This window comes from Paenibacillus sp. S-12, assembly GCF_030363895.1.
Taxonomy (GTDB): Bacteria; Bacillota; Bacilli; order Paenibacillales; family Paenibacillaceae; genus Paenibacillus_B; species Paenibacillus_B alvei.
In genome coordinates this window covers 366,636-380,424 of record NZ_JASIUF010000005.1, presented here as the reverse complement: position 1 = coordinate 380,424, position 13,789 = coordinate 366,636, and the positions used below count along the sequence as shown (strand labels likewise).

Below are 13,789 nucleotides of genomic sequence, written 5' to 3'. Positions count from 1 at the left end.
TTATAGTTCCCCTTTCAGCTGTGCTACGAGTTCCGCTTGTCTCGGAACCTTAGGTTGATTGCGTTTATGCTCACGAATCATATCGATGAATTGGTCGAACAAGTAGCTGCTATCATGCGGACCAGGAGCTGCTTCTGGATGATATTGCACCGAGAAGGCCGGGTATTTCACATGCGCAAGTCCTTCAATCGTTTTATCGTTATTGTTGATATGCGTGACCTTCAACTCCGTGCCTTGCACCGAGTCTTCCAGAACCGTATATCCATGGTTTTGAGAAGTAATATAGCAGCGATTCGTTGCAAGCTCCTTAACCGGATGGTTGCCGCCGCGATGGCCAAATTTCAGCTTGCCTGTGTCTGCTCCGCAAGCGAGCGCGAACAATTGGTGTCCTAAGCAGATGCCGAAGATTGGGTACTCTCCAAGAAGCTCTTGTAGCATCTTTACAGCATGAGGGACATCCTTCGGATCCCCAGGGCCGTTGGACAATTGAATCCCGTCTGGACGCAGGCGACGAATTTCCTCTGCTGTTGTATCATGAGGAACGACAACTACATCGCATCCGCGCTTCGTCAATTCGCGCACAATACCGCTTTTCGCACCAAAGTCGACGAGAACGATTCGTTCTTTATCACCAGGGCTGGAGAAGAGCTGCTTTGTCGAAGTACGTGCTACCTGATCCCGCATCAACTCACTGACTCCGAGCATTTCCTTCAACTCTTCAATAGATTGGCTGCCTGTTGTCAGCAACCCCTTCATCGTACCGAAGTGACGAAGCTTGCGAGTCAACATGCGTGTATCAATGCCGCTGATTCCTACGATGCTGTACTCTTTCAGCAGTCGGTCTACTGAATATTCAGCGCGCCAGTTACTAGGCACTTCTTCATGTCTGCGCACGACGAACCCGTTCACATAAGGGCGAATCGATTCGAAATCATCGCGCGTAATGCCGTAGTTACCAATTAGCGGATAAGTCATCGTTACAATCTGTCCACAGTAAGATGGGTCGGACAATACCTCTTGGTATCCTGTAATCCCTGTATTAAATACAACCTCGCCTACAGACTCACCATCTGCTCCGAACCCTGTTCCTGTAAAGAGGGTACCATCTTCCAACAACAATCTTGCTTGCATGTTCGTCACTCCTCGCTCTCCATCTTATGCACTTCCCGTTGCTTGTCTTCATCTATCTATATTTTGTTACTCGTAATCTCGTTAGTTGCTCCATACGAGACGGCCATCGACGAATGTCTTCATCGGCCATCCCTTTAGGCTCCAGCCGGTAAATGGTGTATTGCGTCCCTTTGTTAAGAACTCATCCGGGTTAACCTGACGTTCAGTATCCAAATCAATAACGGTAAGGTCAGCTGGCGCGCCTTCCTCAATACGCCCGGTATTCAAACCAAACGTTCTTGCCGGGTCGCTCGTCATTCGATTGACAAGCAAGGACAGCGGCCACTTTCCAGTCGCTACGAATTTCGTATAGAGAAGCGGGAATGCTGTTTCCAATCCGACAATTCCGAATGGAGCAAGCTCCATTCCTTTTGCCTTCTCTTCTTCGGTGTGCGGCGCATGGTCTGTGACGATGATATCGATTGTGCCATCCACCAGCGCTTCAATGCAGGCCTCAACATCTCGAGGCGAGCGCAGCGGAGGGTTCATCTTCCAATTCGCATCCATACCCGGAATATCTTCATCCGAGAGCAGCAGGTGGTGTGGACATACCTCGGCAGTTACCTTTACACCAATTTGCTTCGCTTGGCGGATAAGCCGTATCGACTGCTCCGTGCTGACATGGCATATGTGGTAATGAACTCCTGTTGCTTCTGCCAGAAGCACATCTCGACCTACATGAATCGCTTCAGATTCATTCGGAATTCCTTTCAATCCATGCTTGCGGGCGAAAACCCCATCCGTTACTGCTGCGCCTTTAACAAGGGAGTCGTCTTCACAATGTGCGATCACCGGCATATCCAGCTCTTTGGCCCAGTTCATCGCATCCTTCATCATTTGTGCATTTTGTACGCCGACCCCATCATCAGTGAAGCCAATGACTCCAGCGTTTTTCAAGGCTACAAAGTCTGTGAGTTCTCTTCCAAGCTCATTTTTCGTAATCGAGCCGTAAGGCAACACCTTAACCGAACCTTCCTGCTCTGCTTTATCGAGAATAAGCTGCACCGTTTCCGGCGTATCGGTTACTGGCCGCGTATTCGGCATGCATGCGATTGTTGTAAATCCGCCCTTCGCTGCGGAGCGAGTACCTGTTGCAATCGTTTCTTTATGTTCAAAGCCAGGCTCTCTCAAATGGACGTGCATATCGATGAAGCCTGCCGATACGAATTTGCCTTCAACATCTTGCACATCTGCGTCCGTAGGAACAGCTTCCTCGAGATTCGTGATTTTACGGATGATTCCGTCTTCCATCCAGATGTTAACGTCCACCAATTCGCCTTCGGTATTTAATATCTTTGCATTTTTCAACACGATCATCGGTTTCTCTCTCCTTACGATGCCATTTTGAAGCGTTACTCCGCTTAGTATGCTTGTTCTATCTATTGAAAGAAATTGTTTATGATTGGTTTACACTTTATACTAATGCTCTTTCCAATACGGCCATTCGCACCGGAACGCCGTTAGCCATCTGCTCGAAAATTCGTGCCGATTCAGCCTCGACAACCTCGTCGTCAATTTCTACATTGCGGTTGACTGGCGCCGGGTGCATAATAATCGAATGTTTCTTCATCTGTGCGACGCGTTCAAGTGTTAAGCCGTACTCTGCCCGGTACGCCTCTGTTGAGTGCATAACTTCCGATTCGTGGCGCTCAAGTTGTACGCGGAGCATCATCACAACGTCGGCTTGAAGAGCCTCACCCATCGTGACATACGGTGCATCCAAATCATGTGCGCGCATGTTGTCTGGTGCACAGAAGCTTACGTTCGCTCCGAACTTGCGCAGCGCGTATAGATTTGAACGTGCTACCCGGCTGTGCTCTATGTCTCCGACAATCGCGACATGTAAACCATCCAGCTGTCCGAAATGCTTGCGCATCGTGTACAGGTCGAGCAGCGCTTGCGTTGGATGCTCGTTATTGCCGTCCCCTGCGTTTATAAGCGGCATCTTGACACGCTCCGCAATTTGTTCCAAGAGCCCAATCGGCTTCAAGCGGATAACACCTGCATCCATGCCCATCGATTCTAGCGTTCGAACCGTATCGTAGATGGATTCTCCCTTTTCGACACTCGATGCTGATGTTGAGAAGTTGATAACCTCAGCGCCAAGGCGCTTCTCGGCTACTTCGAACGAACAGCGGGTGCGCGTGCTGTTCTCGAAAAACATGTTGGCTACAAATTTATCCTTCAACACATTCTGAACTTTGACATGCTGTTCATCCCAATGTACGGCACGATTCAGAATCGATTCGATTTCGAATCTGCTTAACGACTTTAAGCCGAGCAGACTGCGGTCTTTTACCGATCGTTCCATCTGAATTGACATTGTTGTTACCCCCTGTGGTGTACGATTTTCACTTCATCGACGCCGTCTAATTCCTTCAAGGCGACTTCAATTTCTTCCGTGCGCGAAGTCGGTACATTTTTGCCAACATAATCAGGTCGTATCGGCAGCTCACGATGTCCCCGGTCTGCCAGTACCGCCAGTTGAATCATTTGCGGTCTTCCCTGATCCATGAGCGCATCCATTGCCGCACGAATCGTCCGGCCAGTGTAGAGCACATCGTCGCACAGGATAATTTTCTTATCCTGTATTGGAAATGGATCGCTAATGTCAGCCGTCTCCCGTTCATCGCGCTTGTTGTCATCTCGGTATCTCGTGATATCAAGCTCTCCAACAGGAATTGTCTCATTTTCGATCAGTTGGATTCGCTCCGCGATTCGCCTTGCGAAGAATATCCCTCTTGTCCGTATTCCGACAAGTACACAGTTGTCAATGCCTTTATTTCGCTCCAGAATCTCGTGTGCGATCCTTGTCAGTGCCCGCCGTATTGCAGCTTCATCCATAATAACGTTGAACTCGGTATTGCTCATTTCTTCATTGTCTCCTTCCGTATTCCAGCCCTTATATAAGTTAGGGCAAGACTGTATATCGATAGTGTGCGCAGATACAAAAAAACTCCTTGCCCGGAGGCAAGGAGTTGTGTGCATTCACGATATGCGCGGAAAGAATCCGCATGAAGATAGAGCGCAGAACGAAGAAGCTGTTCGCGTTCCATCATAGCTCTCGGCCTCTGACGGATACACTTCTTCCTTCCGCTCTTCACGTGTTCTTTCTCGTAAACGAGCGTTACCTTGCCAGCCTCTCGGGACTGATTTAAAGGTCTTATTTGATTAACTGGATTATCCCACTTCTCACGTTACATGTCAAGTTATTACTTGCAAACAAATACTAGAAGATATATTCTACATCCATCAGTCGACGCTTCAGTTCATTCATAACCCGCTTTTCTTCCGCTTCGCCTTGCGCTTGGAACGTTACAGAAAAACGAATAAAACGGCCTGCATCATCCCATGGGACGGTAGAGATCAATTTCTCTCGGATCAAATATTGGGAGAAATCCTCTGCTGTATGGAATTCCGGCCCGCCTTGCACCGCTTTAGGAGCCTCAACATACAAGAAGAAGGAGCCTTGTGGTTTAACAGCATGGAAGCCTGCCTCATTCAGTGCGGCAACAAGCAAATCATGACGGCGGGAATACTTGGCCCCAATTGCTTCTGTAATCTCTGGATGAGCAAGCCCGTACGCAGCAGCCTTTTGGATCGCGATGAATTGACCGGAATCATTATTATCTTTAACATCTCCGAATGCCTTCACAATCAGCGGATTACCAGCAATGAATCCAATGCGCCATCCTGTCATATTGTACGACTTGGACAGGGAATGGAGCTCTACGCCTACATCTTTGGCACCCGGTACGCTCAAGAAACTAAGCGGCTTGTTGCCGTCATATGTCAATGCCGCATAAGGAGCGTCATGAACGATAATAACCTGATGCTGCTTCGCCCAAGCAATGGCTTTCGTGAAAAACTCAACTGTCGCCACAGCGCCAGTTGGGTTGTTTGGATAATTCAAATATAAGAGCTTCGCTCGCTTGCATATCTCTTCCGGAATCGCATCCAAATTAGGCAGGAAATGATTGTCCGCGGTTAACGGAATGTTGTAAACCTCTCCACCCAGATATTTCGTATGTGTTCCCATTACTGGATAGCCAGGAACCGTCATGATCGTAATATCTCCTGGATTAATAAAACAAGAAGGAAGCATGGCTAATGCAGGCTTCGTTCCGATAGAGTGAAGTATCTCTGTATCTGGATCAATTCCCTCAACATGGAACACTTCCTGCAAATATTTTGCAGCAGCGTGCTTGAATTCCGAGATACCATTATCTGCGTAGCCGCGATTTTCGGGCTTGGCTGCTTCTTCAGCCAATGTAGCTACGATTCCCGCATCTGCCATCTCATCCGGCTCGCCAACACCCATATCAATTAGTTCAACGTCAGGGTATTGCAATTTGGCAGCAATCTTGGCCCGTTTGATTTTCTCAAACTTATAAATATTTGTATCCTTTCCATAATTGGATCCGCCAATCCGGTCTGCAAATGTATGCTGAATATATGTGTTTTGATAGTATTTTGTCGTCATCCTATACAGCTCCTTCTTTTGCATCAATCTTATATCGGTTATGATGCCACTGTAATAACTATGTTCGATTTTGACGACAAAAGGAATGAATGATCTTCAATACTATTTGCACTTTTTTCACACATATATCAATAAAAGAACCGTATTTTAACCAAAAACCATGGTTTAATTTTGCATAATATGATTATCTATTACGAATCGAGTGCAGCAGACTCTCCATATCCTCAGGGATCGGAGCATGGAATTCCAAGGTTTCCCCACTCGTTGGATGTACGAAGCCAAGCGTCATCGCATGCAAGGCCTGCCCATTCATTGTCAATCCACGAGTCCCCCGGCTATACATCGGATCGCCTACTAATGGGTGACCAATAAACTTCATATGCACACGTATTTGATGCGTACGCCCGGTTTCCAATTGCAATTCAACAAGCGTTGCATCTCCAAACCGTTCCAATACTTTAAAATGGGTCACTGCATGCTTGCTATTATTCTCTGTTACGGTATACATCTTGCGGTCATGGGTATCTCGTCCAATTGGGGCATCAACCGTTCCTTGATCATGGGGCACATTTCCGTGCACAAGTGCAACATATTTACGCATAACTGAGTGTTCTTTTAGCTGCTCTGCCAAATGAACATGTGCGCGATCATGCTTGGCTGCCATTAATAAGCCCGAGGTATCCTTATCAATTCGATGGACAATTCCTGGTCGAAGCTCACCGTTAATGCCGGACAAATCACGGCAATGATGCATCAATGCATTGACGACGGTACCTGAAGTATGCCCTGGCGCTGGGTGGACAACCATTCCGCGCGGCTTATTAATGACAATAACGTCCTTGTCTTCATAATACACATCAAGAGGGATATCCTCAGCAATAATGTCAGCTGAGGCTGGCTCCGGCATCGTTAATGTAATGACATCAGCCACAGCCACCTTGTAATTCGATTTTACAGGCTGACCATTGACGAGTACATGCTCATCACGAATCCAGAGCTGTACTTGTGATCGAGAGACATCCTCTTCAATGGATTCGGTAATGAATTTATCAATCCGATCCTTCGCATGAGCAGGTTCTACCCTCCATATGTATGGCTCACGCCCTTCATCCCCCGTTTGTGGTTGTACGTTTTTTTCATCTGTCATTGTGCTTATGTTCCTTTCTCTTCCTATCCCTATGCTTGATTCGTTGTGTTGTCATTATGCTCCGCAGATGAACCGGAATGATTCTCGCGCTTCACCGTAACGAGAGCGTCTAGTAGAACCAACCCGACACCAATACAAATCCCCATGTCTGCAACATTGAAGATCGGGAATGTATAGGAACCAAAGTTAAATTGAAGAAAATCAACAACTTCACCCGTAAGCAAACGATCGATAAAGTTGCCAATTGCACCACCCAAAATAAGGCTTAATCCAAGCGGTAGTATGATCCCGCTCTGATGTCTAATTTTTTGCATATACCATACAAGTCCGATTACAACCACTATCGTAATGACAATGAAGAACCAGCGCTGATTTTCCAAAATACTGAAGGCCGCTCCTGTATTGCGATGGGACGTGATCAAGAAGAAATTGCCTATTACTGGAATTTTCTCACCCAACTGCAAGTTCGTAGCAATCATCCATTTGCTTACTTGATCAATCAGCAATACGATAAAGGCGATAATATAGTACCACACGTGCCACAGTCACCTCATTTTAATTTTAATTATGTTATTCAATTGAAGCTTTGCTCATTGTATCACAGGAACCTAACCCAAACCAATCCATTGCCTACGCCATTTACCACGCAGGAACCCTCTCCAATTTGCACATGCTAGTTGTAAGTTACGCCAATGCGAAAGGAGCGTCCCGCACTGATGTCTCAACTTTCAACTGAGCAAATAAACAGCTTACAGCAGCAATTGCTGCAATCCAAGGCTCAAATCGAGCGGCGTCTGCATCGAGGAGATCATTATGGCTTGTCCAACTCACTCCGTGAAAATACAGGGGAGTTGTCCACATTGGATAATCACCCAGGCGACGTTGGCACTGAAATGTTCGAACGCGGCAAGGACATTGCGTTGAACGAGCATGATGAGATCCTGCTGGATCGCATCGACACAGCCTTATCGCGCATGAAGAAAGGGCAATATGGCAAATGCGTTGTGTGTGGCAATGACATCCCATATGAACGTTTGGAGGCCGTCCCTTCCACGATGTATTGCGTTGAACATTGTCCTGAACAAATGATATCCCAGAACCGCCCGATTGAAGAAGAATTCTTAACTCCTCCATTCGGACGAACAAGCCTTGACGAAGATACACAAAACGGATTTGACGGCGAGGACGCCTGGCAAATCGTTGAGTCATGGGGAACTTCTAATACGCCTGCCATGCACGAAGAGCGCGAAGTCGATGATTATGGCAACTTATATATTGAAGCATCTGAAGAGCTCGACGGGTGTGTAGAAGCATATGAAAGCTTCGTTGCTACAGACTTGACTGGCCGCCATGTTTCCATTGTTCGCAATCGACAATATCGTCAGTATATGAATAACCATGAGGGTGCTGGCCTGTTCGAGCCTGATCGCGATTACGATTCAGATCTCGATGAAAATCAATAAAATTTGGTGTCGAGCTGATGTTGAACGATGCGCACAATGTCAGCAATAAAATCACCGATAATAGGCAAGTTGAGTGCTCCTAGATATTGCAAGATGTAAACAATGATAGCTGTAAATATCGTAAATCCGATAGCAATTCCAACACCGCGTGCTGCGCCGCCCATCAGATTGATCCAGATCAGCTTGCGCGGGTTAAACAATAATTCATTATATTCAGCAATTCTTGACTTCTCCATCGATTGTGCAATTTGCAGCGTATAATCATGAATGCTCTTCATCATTTTTTTTGCATCTTCTGTATCTTGCGAAGCGGCAGCGGCAGATAAACGCGGCTCTGCTGGGGTCTCTGAATCCGCCACTTCTCGCTCGCTAACGCTGGTATTATCGTTCTTGACTTGAATCGGATCATGTCTATGCTCGGTACGATAATCCTTCGAATGTTTCGAATCATGTGCTTTCATTGACAGTTTCCTCCTCTTCTAAAGCCGATATGCTGCATCCCCTTATATCACAAAAAGAGCGTGACCGAACAGATGGAATACCCATCTGCGGTCAACGCTCTCCCCTCTTCATTCTCGTTCGCGATTCAGACCATTATAGATTCTCCCGAACAGGAGGGATCTATACGCTGTACAATTAAGCAATTGCCACGCGGATCGACTTTTGTCCCAAATCAACTGATTCCATACCGTCTTGAGAGCCGAATGACAAGTTCGCAACGAGCACGTTGTCGCGCAATGTTGATTCGAACGCTTGAATCGCAGCCTGCAATTCCGCATCCACATCCAATACGATATTTACCCGCTTCTCAATTGGCAAATCAAGCTTTTTGCGCAAGTCTTGGATACCGCGAACCACTTCACGAACCCAACCCTCTTGCTCCAGTTCCGGTGTAATTTCCGTATTCAATGCGACTGTAATTTGGTAACCAGACGCTGACGCAAAGCCGGATTTTGCTTGCTTCTCGATCAGAAGCTCTTCGCGTGTCACCTCGAAGCTCTCGCCTTCTTGATTCGTGAAGTTCCACATACCCGATTCCACGATGCGGCGTGTTTCTTCTGGAGTCATCGCTTTCAGTGCACCTTGCAGAACTCCGACATTTTTGCCGTATTTCTTGCCCGCTACTTTAAGATTCAGCTTCAATGTAAAATCAACGAATCCAGAGTCGCTTGTTTCCAAACGAATATCCTTCACATTGATTTCTTCTTTAATGACCTCATCATAGCTCGCAAGATGGAACTCGCGATCCATGGATACGATCAGCTCAGACAACGGCTGACGAGTCTTGATTCCTGTTTCATTGCGAACATTGCGAGCCAGCTCTACGATTTCACGAGCTGTTTCCATATCGCGTTCCAATTCTGCATCGATCAATCCTTGATCAGCGACAGGGTAGCTCGCCAAATGTACGCTCTCGCTTGTGCCGCCGAGGTTCATGTAGATGTCTTCTGCAATCATCGGTGCATAAGGCGCGATGAGCTTAGACAGTGTGAGCAGAACATGACGAAGCGTTTGGTATGCGGACAATTTGTCCTCTGTCATTTCACTGCCCCAGAAACGGTCACGTGAACGACGGATATACCAGTTGCTTAATTCATCGATGTAGGACTCAATCGCTTTTGCAGGATTCAAGAAGTCATTCGCTTGCAGTCCTTTGCTTACACTAGCGATCAGCGTGTGCAGGCGTGACAAAATCCAACGATCGAGCTTATTGTTCGATTGACGTTCTTCATAGGCACTTGGATCGTATTGATCGATCGAAGCATAAAGAGCATAGAAGGCGTGTGTGTTTACAAGCGTATCAATCACTTTAGATTTTGCTTCTGCTACGATTTGCTTCGAGAAGCGCTTCGAGTTCCACGGCGCACTATCAGACAGTAATGCCCAGCGGAATGCGTCCGTACCGTACTCATTGATAATATCCCATGGGTCGATAACATTGCCCTTTGATTTGGACATCTTCTGTCCGTTTTCATCGAGTACGTGACCCGTTGAAATAACAGCCTTGTATGGCGCTACACCCTTGTACAACGTTGATACGGCGAGCAAGCTGAAGAACCAGCCGCGAGTTTGGTCAATCCCTTCACAGATAATATCTGCCGGGAACTGCTCTTCGAACTTCTTCTCATCTCCGAATGGATGATGATGCTGTGCAAATGGCATCGAGCCGCTATCGAACCATACGTCAATTACTTCAGATGTACGTTCCATTACACCGTGTTCACAATGCGGACAATGCAGCTTAACCTCATCCACATATGGCTTATGCAGCTCTAGGTTCTCATCAACTGGAGACGTTGCACGGTTGCGCAAGTCCTGATGGCTCTCAGGCGCATACTCACTCTTACATGTTCCGCACACCCACACGTTGAGCGGCGTGCCCCAGTAACGGTTACGACTGATGTTCCAATCAACCAAGTCTTCCAAGAAGTTGCCGAAGCGGCCTTCTCGAATATGACCAGGGTACCATTCGACCTTGCTGTTATTTGCTATTAATTGATCTTTAACCGCTGTTGTCTGAATGAACCACGATTCTGTCGCATAGTAAAGAAGCGGTGTTTTACAGCGCCAGCAGAATGGATAGCTGTGTTCGTATTTTTCTTTGGAGTATAATGTTCCATTCTCAGAAAGCTTCTTCACGATGTCGATATCGCAATCCTTGACGAAGCGCCCTGCAAAATCAATAACCTCATCGTTATAGCGGCCTTGTGTATTTACGACGTTGATGAAGCTGATTCCGTTCTCACGGCAGCTCTTATAGTCGTCCTCACCATGAGCCGGAGCCATATGAACGATACCCGTACCGCTGGAATCTGTTACGAAATCAGCAGCGACAATGACATGTCCCTTCTCAGGCACAACATATGGAAATGGAGCAGCATACGTCTTGTCAATAAACTCAGAGCCCTTATGCTCAGACAAGATTGTGTACTCGCCCTGCATCACATCTTCAACTAGATTCTTCGCGACGATATATACACCGTCTTCTTGCTGAACGCGCACATATTCCATATTTGGATTCATGGCAAGCGCGGCATGTGCCGGCAATGTCCAAGGTGTTGTTGTCCAAGCAAGCACATATTCGCCATTATCATGCAGTTTGAATTTAACAGTTGCAGACAGATCCTTAACCGTTTCATAGCCTTGTGCTACTTCATGCGAACTGAGTGTAGTTTGGCAGCAGGGGCAGTATGGACTTACGCGATGACCACGGTACAGCAATCCTTTTTTATGAATCGTGGAAAGGATGTGCCATACACTTTCAATATAGTTGTTATCGAGCGTGATATACGGATCGTCAAGATTGGTCCAATAGCCGATTGCTTCGGTTAATTCACGCCATTGCTTTTCATACTCAAATACGCTCGCTTTACATTTTTTAACGAACGCTTCAACTCCATAGTTCTCAATTTCCTGCTTGCCAGAAATACCAAGCTGCTTTTCTACGCCAAGCTCTACCGGCAGGCCGTGTGTATCCCAACCCGCTTTGCGGACAACACGATAGCCGGACATCGTTTTGTAGCGGCAAATAAAGTCTTTAATAACACGCCCGAGAACGTGTCCAATATGCGGCTTTCCGTTCGCTGTAGGCGGTCCTTCATAAAATACGAAATTAGGTTTGCCTGCGCGCTGCTCAATGGATTTTGCAAATGTATCTTCCGCGTTCCACTTCGCCAGTACACGCAGCTCCCGTTCCCGGGCGCGTTCTTTGACATCAACTTTTCTCACAGTGATACTTCCTTTCTTCGATACGTATTGAGAAAACAAAAAAACCTCCTCCCAAAAAGGGACGAGGTTCTGCTCGCGTTACCACCCTTGTTCCATACCAATCATTAGCATGATATTAGCACGGCACCTTCGTTCTTGCATGCCTATGCACACAAGCCCCAGATAACGGAGGGGATCCGGACATGCTTACAGTTTAAGCAAAAATGAGATGTATAAGCTTCGTTATTACATCCATCGGCTGCATTCAGCATATCTTCTCTGGGATGATGTCTCGACACGATTCGTTCGTCGGTTCTCACCTGCTCCGACTCTCTGAAGAACGGATGGGCGTGTCAGCGCGTTCCCGTCATTGAATATCACGTTATTAATAATACATATTTATATCGTGTTTTGCGATAATTGTCAATCAGGAGCATACTTGACTAATACAATTCCTTAACTTCCTTCACTTCTTCACGCTCAAGCGCATCCCAGCCATCCTGATTGAGCAGTTCCATCTGAGCTTCAACCAGTGTACGGAAGCGCGCACGATATATAGAGGATTGTTTTTTGAGTTCCTCAACTTCCAACGCGATCTTACGAGACTTTGCAAGGGCATCGTTGACGATACGATCTGCATTTTTCTCCGCTTCCTTGACTATCAGCTGTGCTTCCTTCTTCGCATTATTCTTCACTTCATCCGCAGCTTCTTGTGCAACGATGATCGTTTTGCTTAAGGTTTCCTCAAGATTCGCGAAGTGGTCAAGCTTGTCCTGCAAGGCATTGGCATGGTTTTGCAATTCCTTGTTCTCGCGAATAAGCGCTTCATAATCTTTAATTACTTGATCGAGGAACTCATTTACATCGTCCTCATCATAACCGCGCAGCTTGCGGCTAAATTCCTTGTTATGTATGTCTAATGGTGTCAATGGCATCGTGTGCACCTCCTCAAAATTACAAAGCATGCGGAAAATTGTTATGTTGAACATACGCAGCTGAATCGTACAGCCCGGAGTATGCTCAACGAGTATAAGTACCTACCGAAATGCGCATGCGGCCTTTTTTCGATACGCCCTCAATGTCTATTACCTTGAACCGTCCAAACCCTTGCAGGGAAACAACATCTCCAGCATGAAGCTGAGTAGATGGATTCTCTTCCACCTTCCAATTCACCTTGCAGCGCCCTGCCTTAATGGGCGTTACGATCTTCGTTCTGCTGAGTCTGAATACATCACTAGCGATGCCGTCCAGCCGAAGGGACGCCACACTTAGAGTCATCATCTTCAACTCTGCATGGGTGGCTTGAAGTTCCGACAAAGGAACAATGTCTGTTAGAACATTGACGCGATGTACCTGCCGCAGATGTGTATCCAAAAAAGCCCCAATTTCTTCTGTTATGACAATGTGACAGCGATCATCACTAACGTGAATATCGCCAATTTTGTCCCTCTTTATGCCAAGACCAAGCACAGCTCCCAAAAAATCACCATGCTCAAGCTGCTCCCAATTGCGGTCAAGAGAGGTGATTTGAAGGATATGCATCCCCATTTCTTCTCCTTCTGCATATACGTAGTCGGGAGCGATAAGCGCACGCTTGCGCTCTGCATGCTCGTGCCCGCCATCCAAGCGCAGCTGAACATCGGCATTCCGATTGACAAGTGTTGTCAAAATAAAGGCTTGTCTCGGATCCAAAAAGTCAGTACGACGGATCTCGTGAAGCTGTGCTGCACGTTCCACCCATTCAGAAGCACGATCAACAAACACACGCTCATCAGGGTGAAAATGCGAATAGATATGTTCATTTGCTGTCATCTTCGG

13 protein-coding genes and 1 other annotated feature are annotated in these 13,789 nt (G+C 46.8%); of the genes, 2 read left to right on the top strand and 11 right to left on the bottom strand.

All coding sequences use genetic code 11. From position 1 onward, the window contains the following. The 4 genes from NO352_RS04500 to pyrR form a co-directional block, all read right to left on the bottom strand. Nucleotides 1-1,131 (bottom strand): carbamoyl phosphate synthase small subunit, encoded by a 1,131-nt coding sequence (locus tag NO352_RS04500; protein ID WP_005548108.1) that lies wholly within the window; start codon nt 1,129-1,131, stop codon nt 1-3. An 81-nt stretch (nt 1,132-1,212) separates the two neighbouring features. Then, complete coding sequence (locus NO352_RS04495; protein ID WP_289354986.1) at nt 1,213-2,487, bottom strand: dihydroorotase; 1,275 nt, start codon at nt 2,485-2,487, stop codon at nt 1,213-1,215. A gap of 97 nt (nt 2,488-2,584) precedes the next feature. Then, a complete protein-coding gene (locus NO352_RS04490; protein ID WP_289354985.1) occupies nt 2,585-3,493 on the bottom strand; it encodes an aspartate carbamoyltransferase catalytic subunit in 909 nt (302 codons plus the stop codon). 5 nt (nt 3,494-3,498) lie between these two features. Beyond that, nucleotides 3,499-4,041: a bifunctional pyr operon transcriptional regulator/uracil phosphoribosyltransferase PyrR gene (gene pyrR, locus NO352_RS04485; RefSeq protein ID WP_005548102.1), complete on the bottom strand. Its 543-nt coding sequence runs from the start codon at nt 4,039-4,041 to the stop codon at nt 3,499-3,501. 107 nt (nt 4,042-4,148) lie between these two features. Between pyrR and NO352_RS04480 the strand changes: the two genes are divergently transcribed. Further along, nucleotides 4,149-4,328, top strand: coding sequence for a hypothetical protein (locus NO352_RS04480; protein ID WP_268640007.1), 180 nt, complete (start codon nt 4,149-4,151; stop codon nt 4,326-4,328). Between the two features lie 71 nt (nt 4,329-4,399). Here NO352_RS04480 and NO352_RS04475 read toward each other — a convergent pair whose 3' ends face one another. From NO352_RS04475 to lspA, 3 genes are all read right to left on the bottom strand, one after another. Beyond that, nucleotides 4,400-5,653 carry an LL-diaminopimelate aminotransferase gene (locus NO352_RS04475; RefSeq protein ID WP_289354984.1) on the bottom strand — a complete coding sequence of 418 codons (1,254 nt, stop codon included), beginning with the start codon at nt 5,651-5,653 and terminating at the stop codon, nt 4,400-4,402. A 184-nt stretch (nt 5,654-5,837) separates the two neighbouring features. Beyond that, nucleotides 5,838-6,800, bottom strand: a complete 963-nt coding sequence (locus NO352_RS04470; protein WP_262867012.1) for an RluA family pseudouridine synthase — start codon at nt 6,798-6,800, stop codon at nt 5,838-5,840. Between the two features lie 29 nt (nt 6,801-6,829). Further along, on the bottom strand, nt 6,830-7,336 hold the full coding sequence (gene lspA / locus NO352_RS04465) for a signal peptidase II (protein ID WP_289354983.1): 507 nt from the start codon (nt 7,334-7,336) through the stop codon (nt 6,830-6,832). A 180-nt stretch (nt 7,337-7,516) separates the two neighbouring features. Here lspA and NO352_RS04460 point away from each other — a divergent pair, with 180 nt between their 5' ends. Then, the gene (locus tag NO352_RS04460; protein WP_289354982.1) at nt 7,517-8,263 is read left to right on the top strand and encodes a TraR/DksA C4-type zinc finger protein; all 747 of its coding nucleotides are present in this window, start codon (nt 7,517-7,519) and stop codon (nt 8,261-8,263) included. On the opposite strand, the gene NO352_RS04455 is transcribed toward NO352_RS04460, so the two are convergent. The 4 genes from NO352_RS04455 to NO352_RS04440 all read right to left on the bottom strand — a co-directional run bounded on the left by NO352_RS04455 (nt 8,257) and on the right by NO352_RS04440 (nt 13,783). After that, entirely contained in the window at nt 8,257-8,544 is a 288-nt protein-coding gene (locus tag NO352_RS04455) for a DUF5665 domain-containing protein (protein ID WP_005548091.1), read from the bottom strand. The genes NO352_RS04460 and NO352_RS04455 overlap by 7 nt on opposite strands. Before the next feature lie 355 nt (nt 8,545-8,899). Beyond that, nucleotides 8,900-11,992 (bottom strand): isoleucine--tRNA ligase, encoded by a 3,093-nt coding sequence (ileS, locus tag NO352_RS04450; RefSeq protein ID WP_289354981.1) that lies wholly within the window; start codon nt 11,990-11,992, stop codon nt 8,900-8,902. Nucleotides 11,993-12,046: 54 nt separating this feature from the next. Further along, nucleotides 12,047-12,351: a binding site (T-box leader), on the bottom strand. Nucleotides 12,352-12,414: 63 nt separating this feature from the next. Beyond that, nucleotides 12,415-12,906, bottom strand: coding sequence for a DivIVA domain-containing protein (locus NO352_RS04445; protein ID WP_005548085.1), 492 nt, complete (start codon nt 12,904-12,906; stop codon nt 12,415-12,417). A gap of 85 nt (nt 12,907-12,991) precedes the next feature. Then, nucleotides 12,992-13,783, bottom strand: a complete 792-nt coding sequence (locus tag NO352_RS04440; RefSeq protein ID WP_005548083.1) for a YlmH family RNA-binding protein — start codon at nt 13,781-13,783, stop codon at nt 12,992-12,994. Nucleotides 13,784-13,789: the final 6 nt, after the last annotated feature.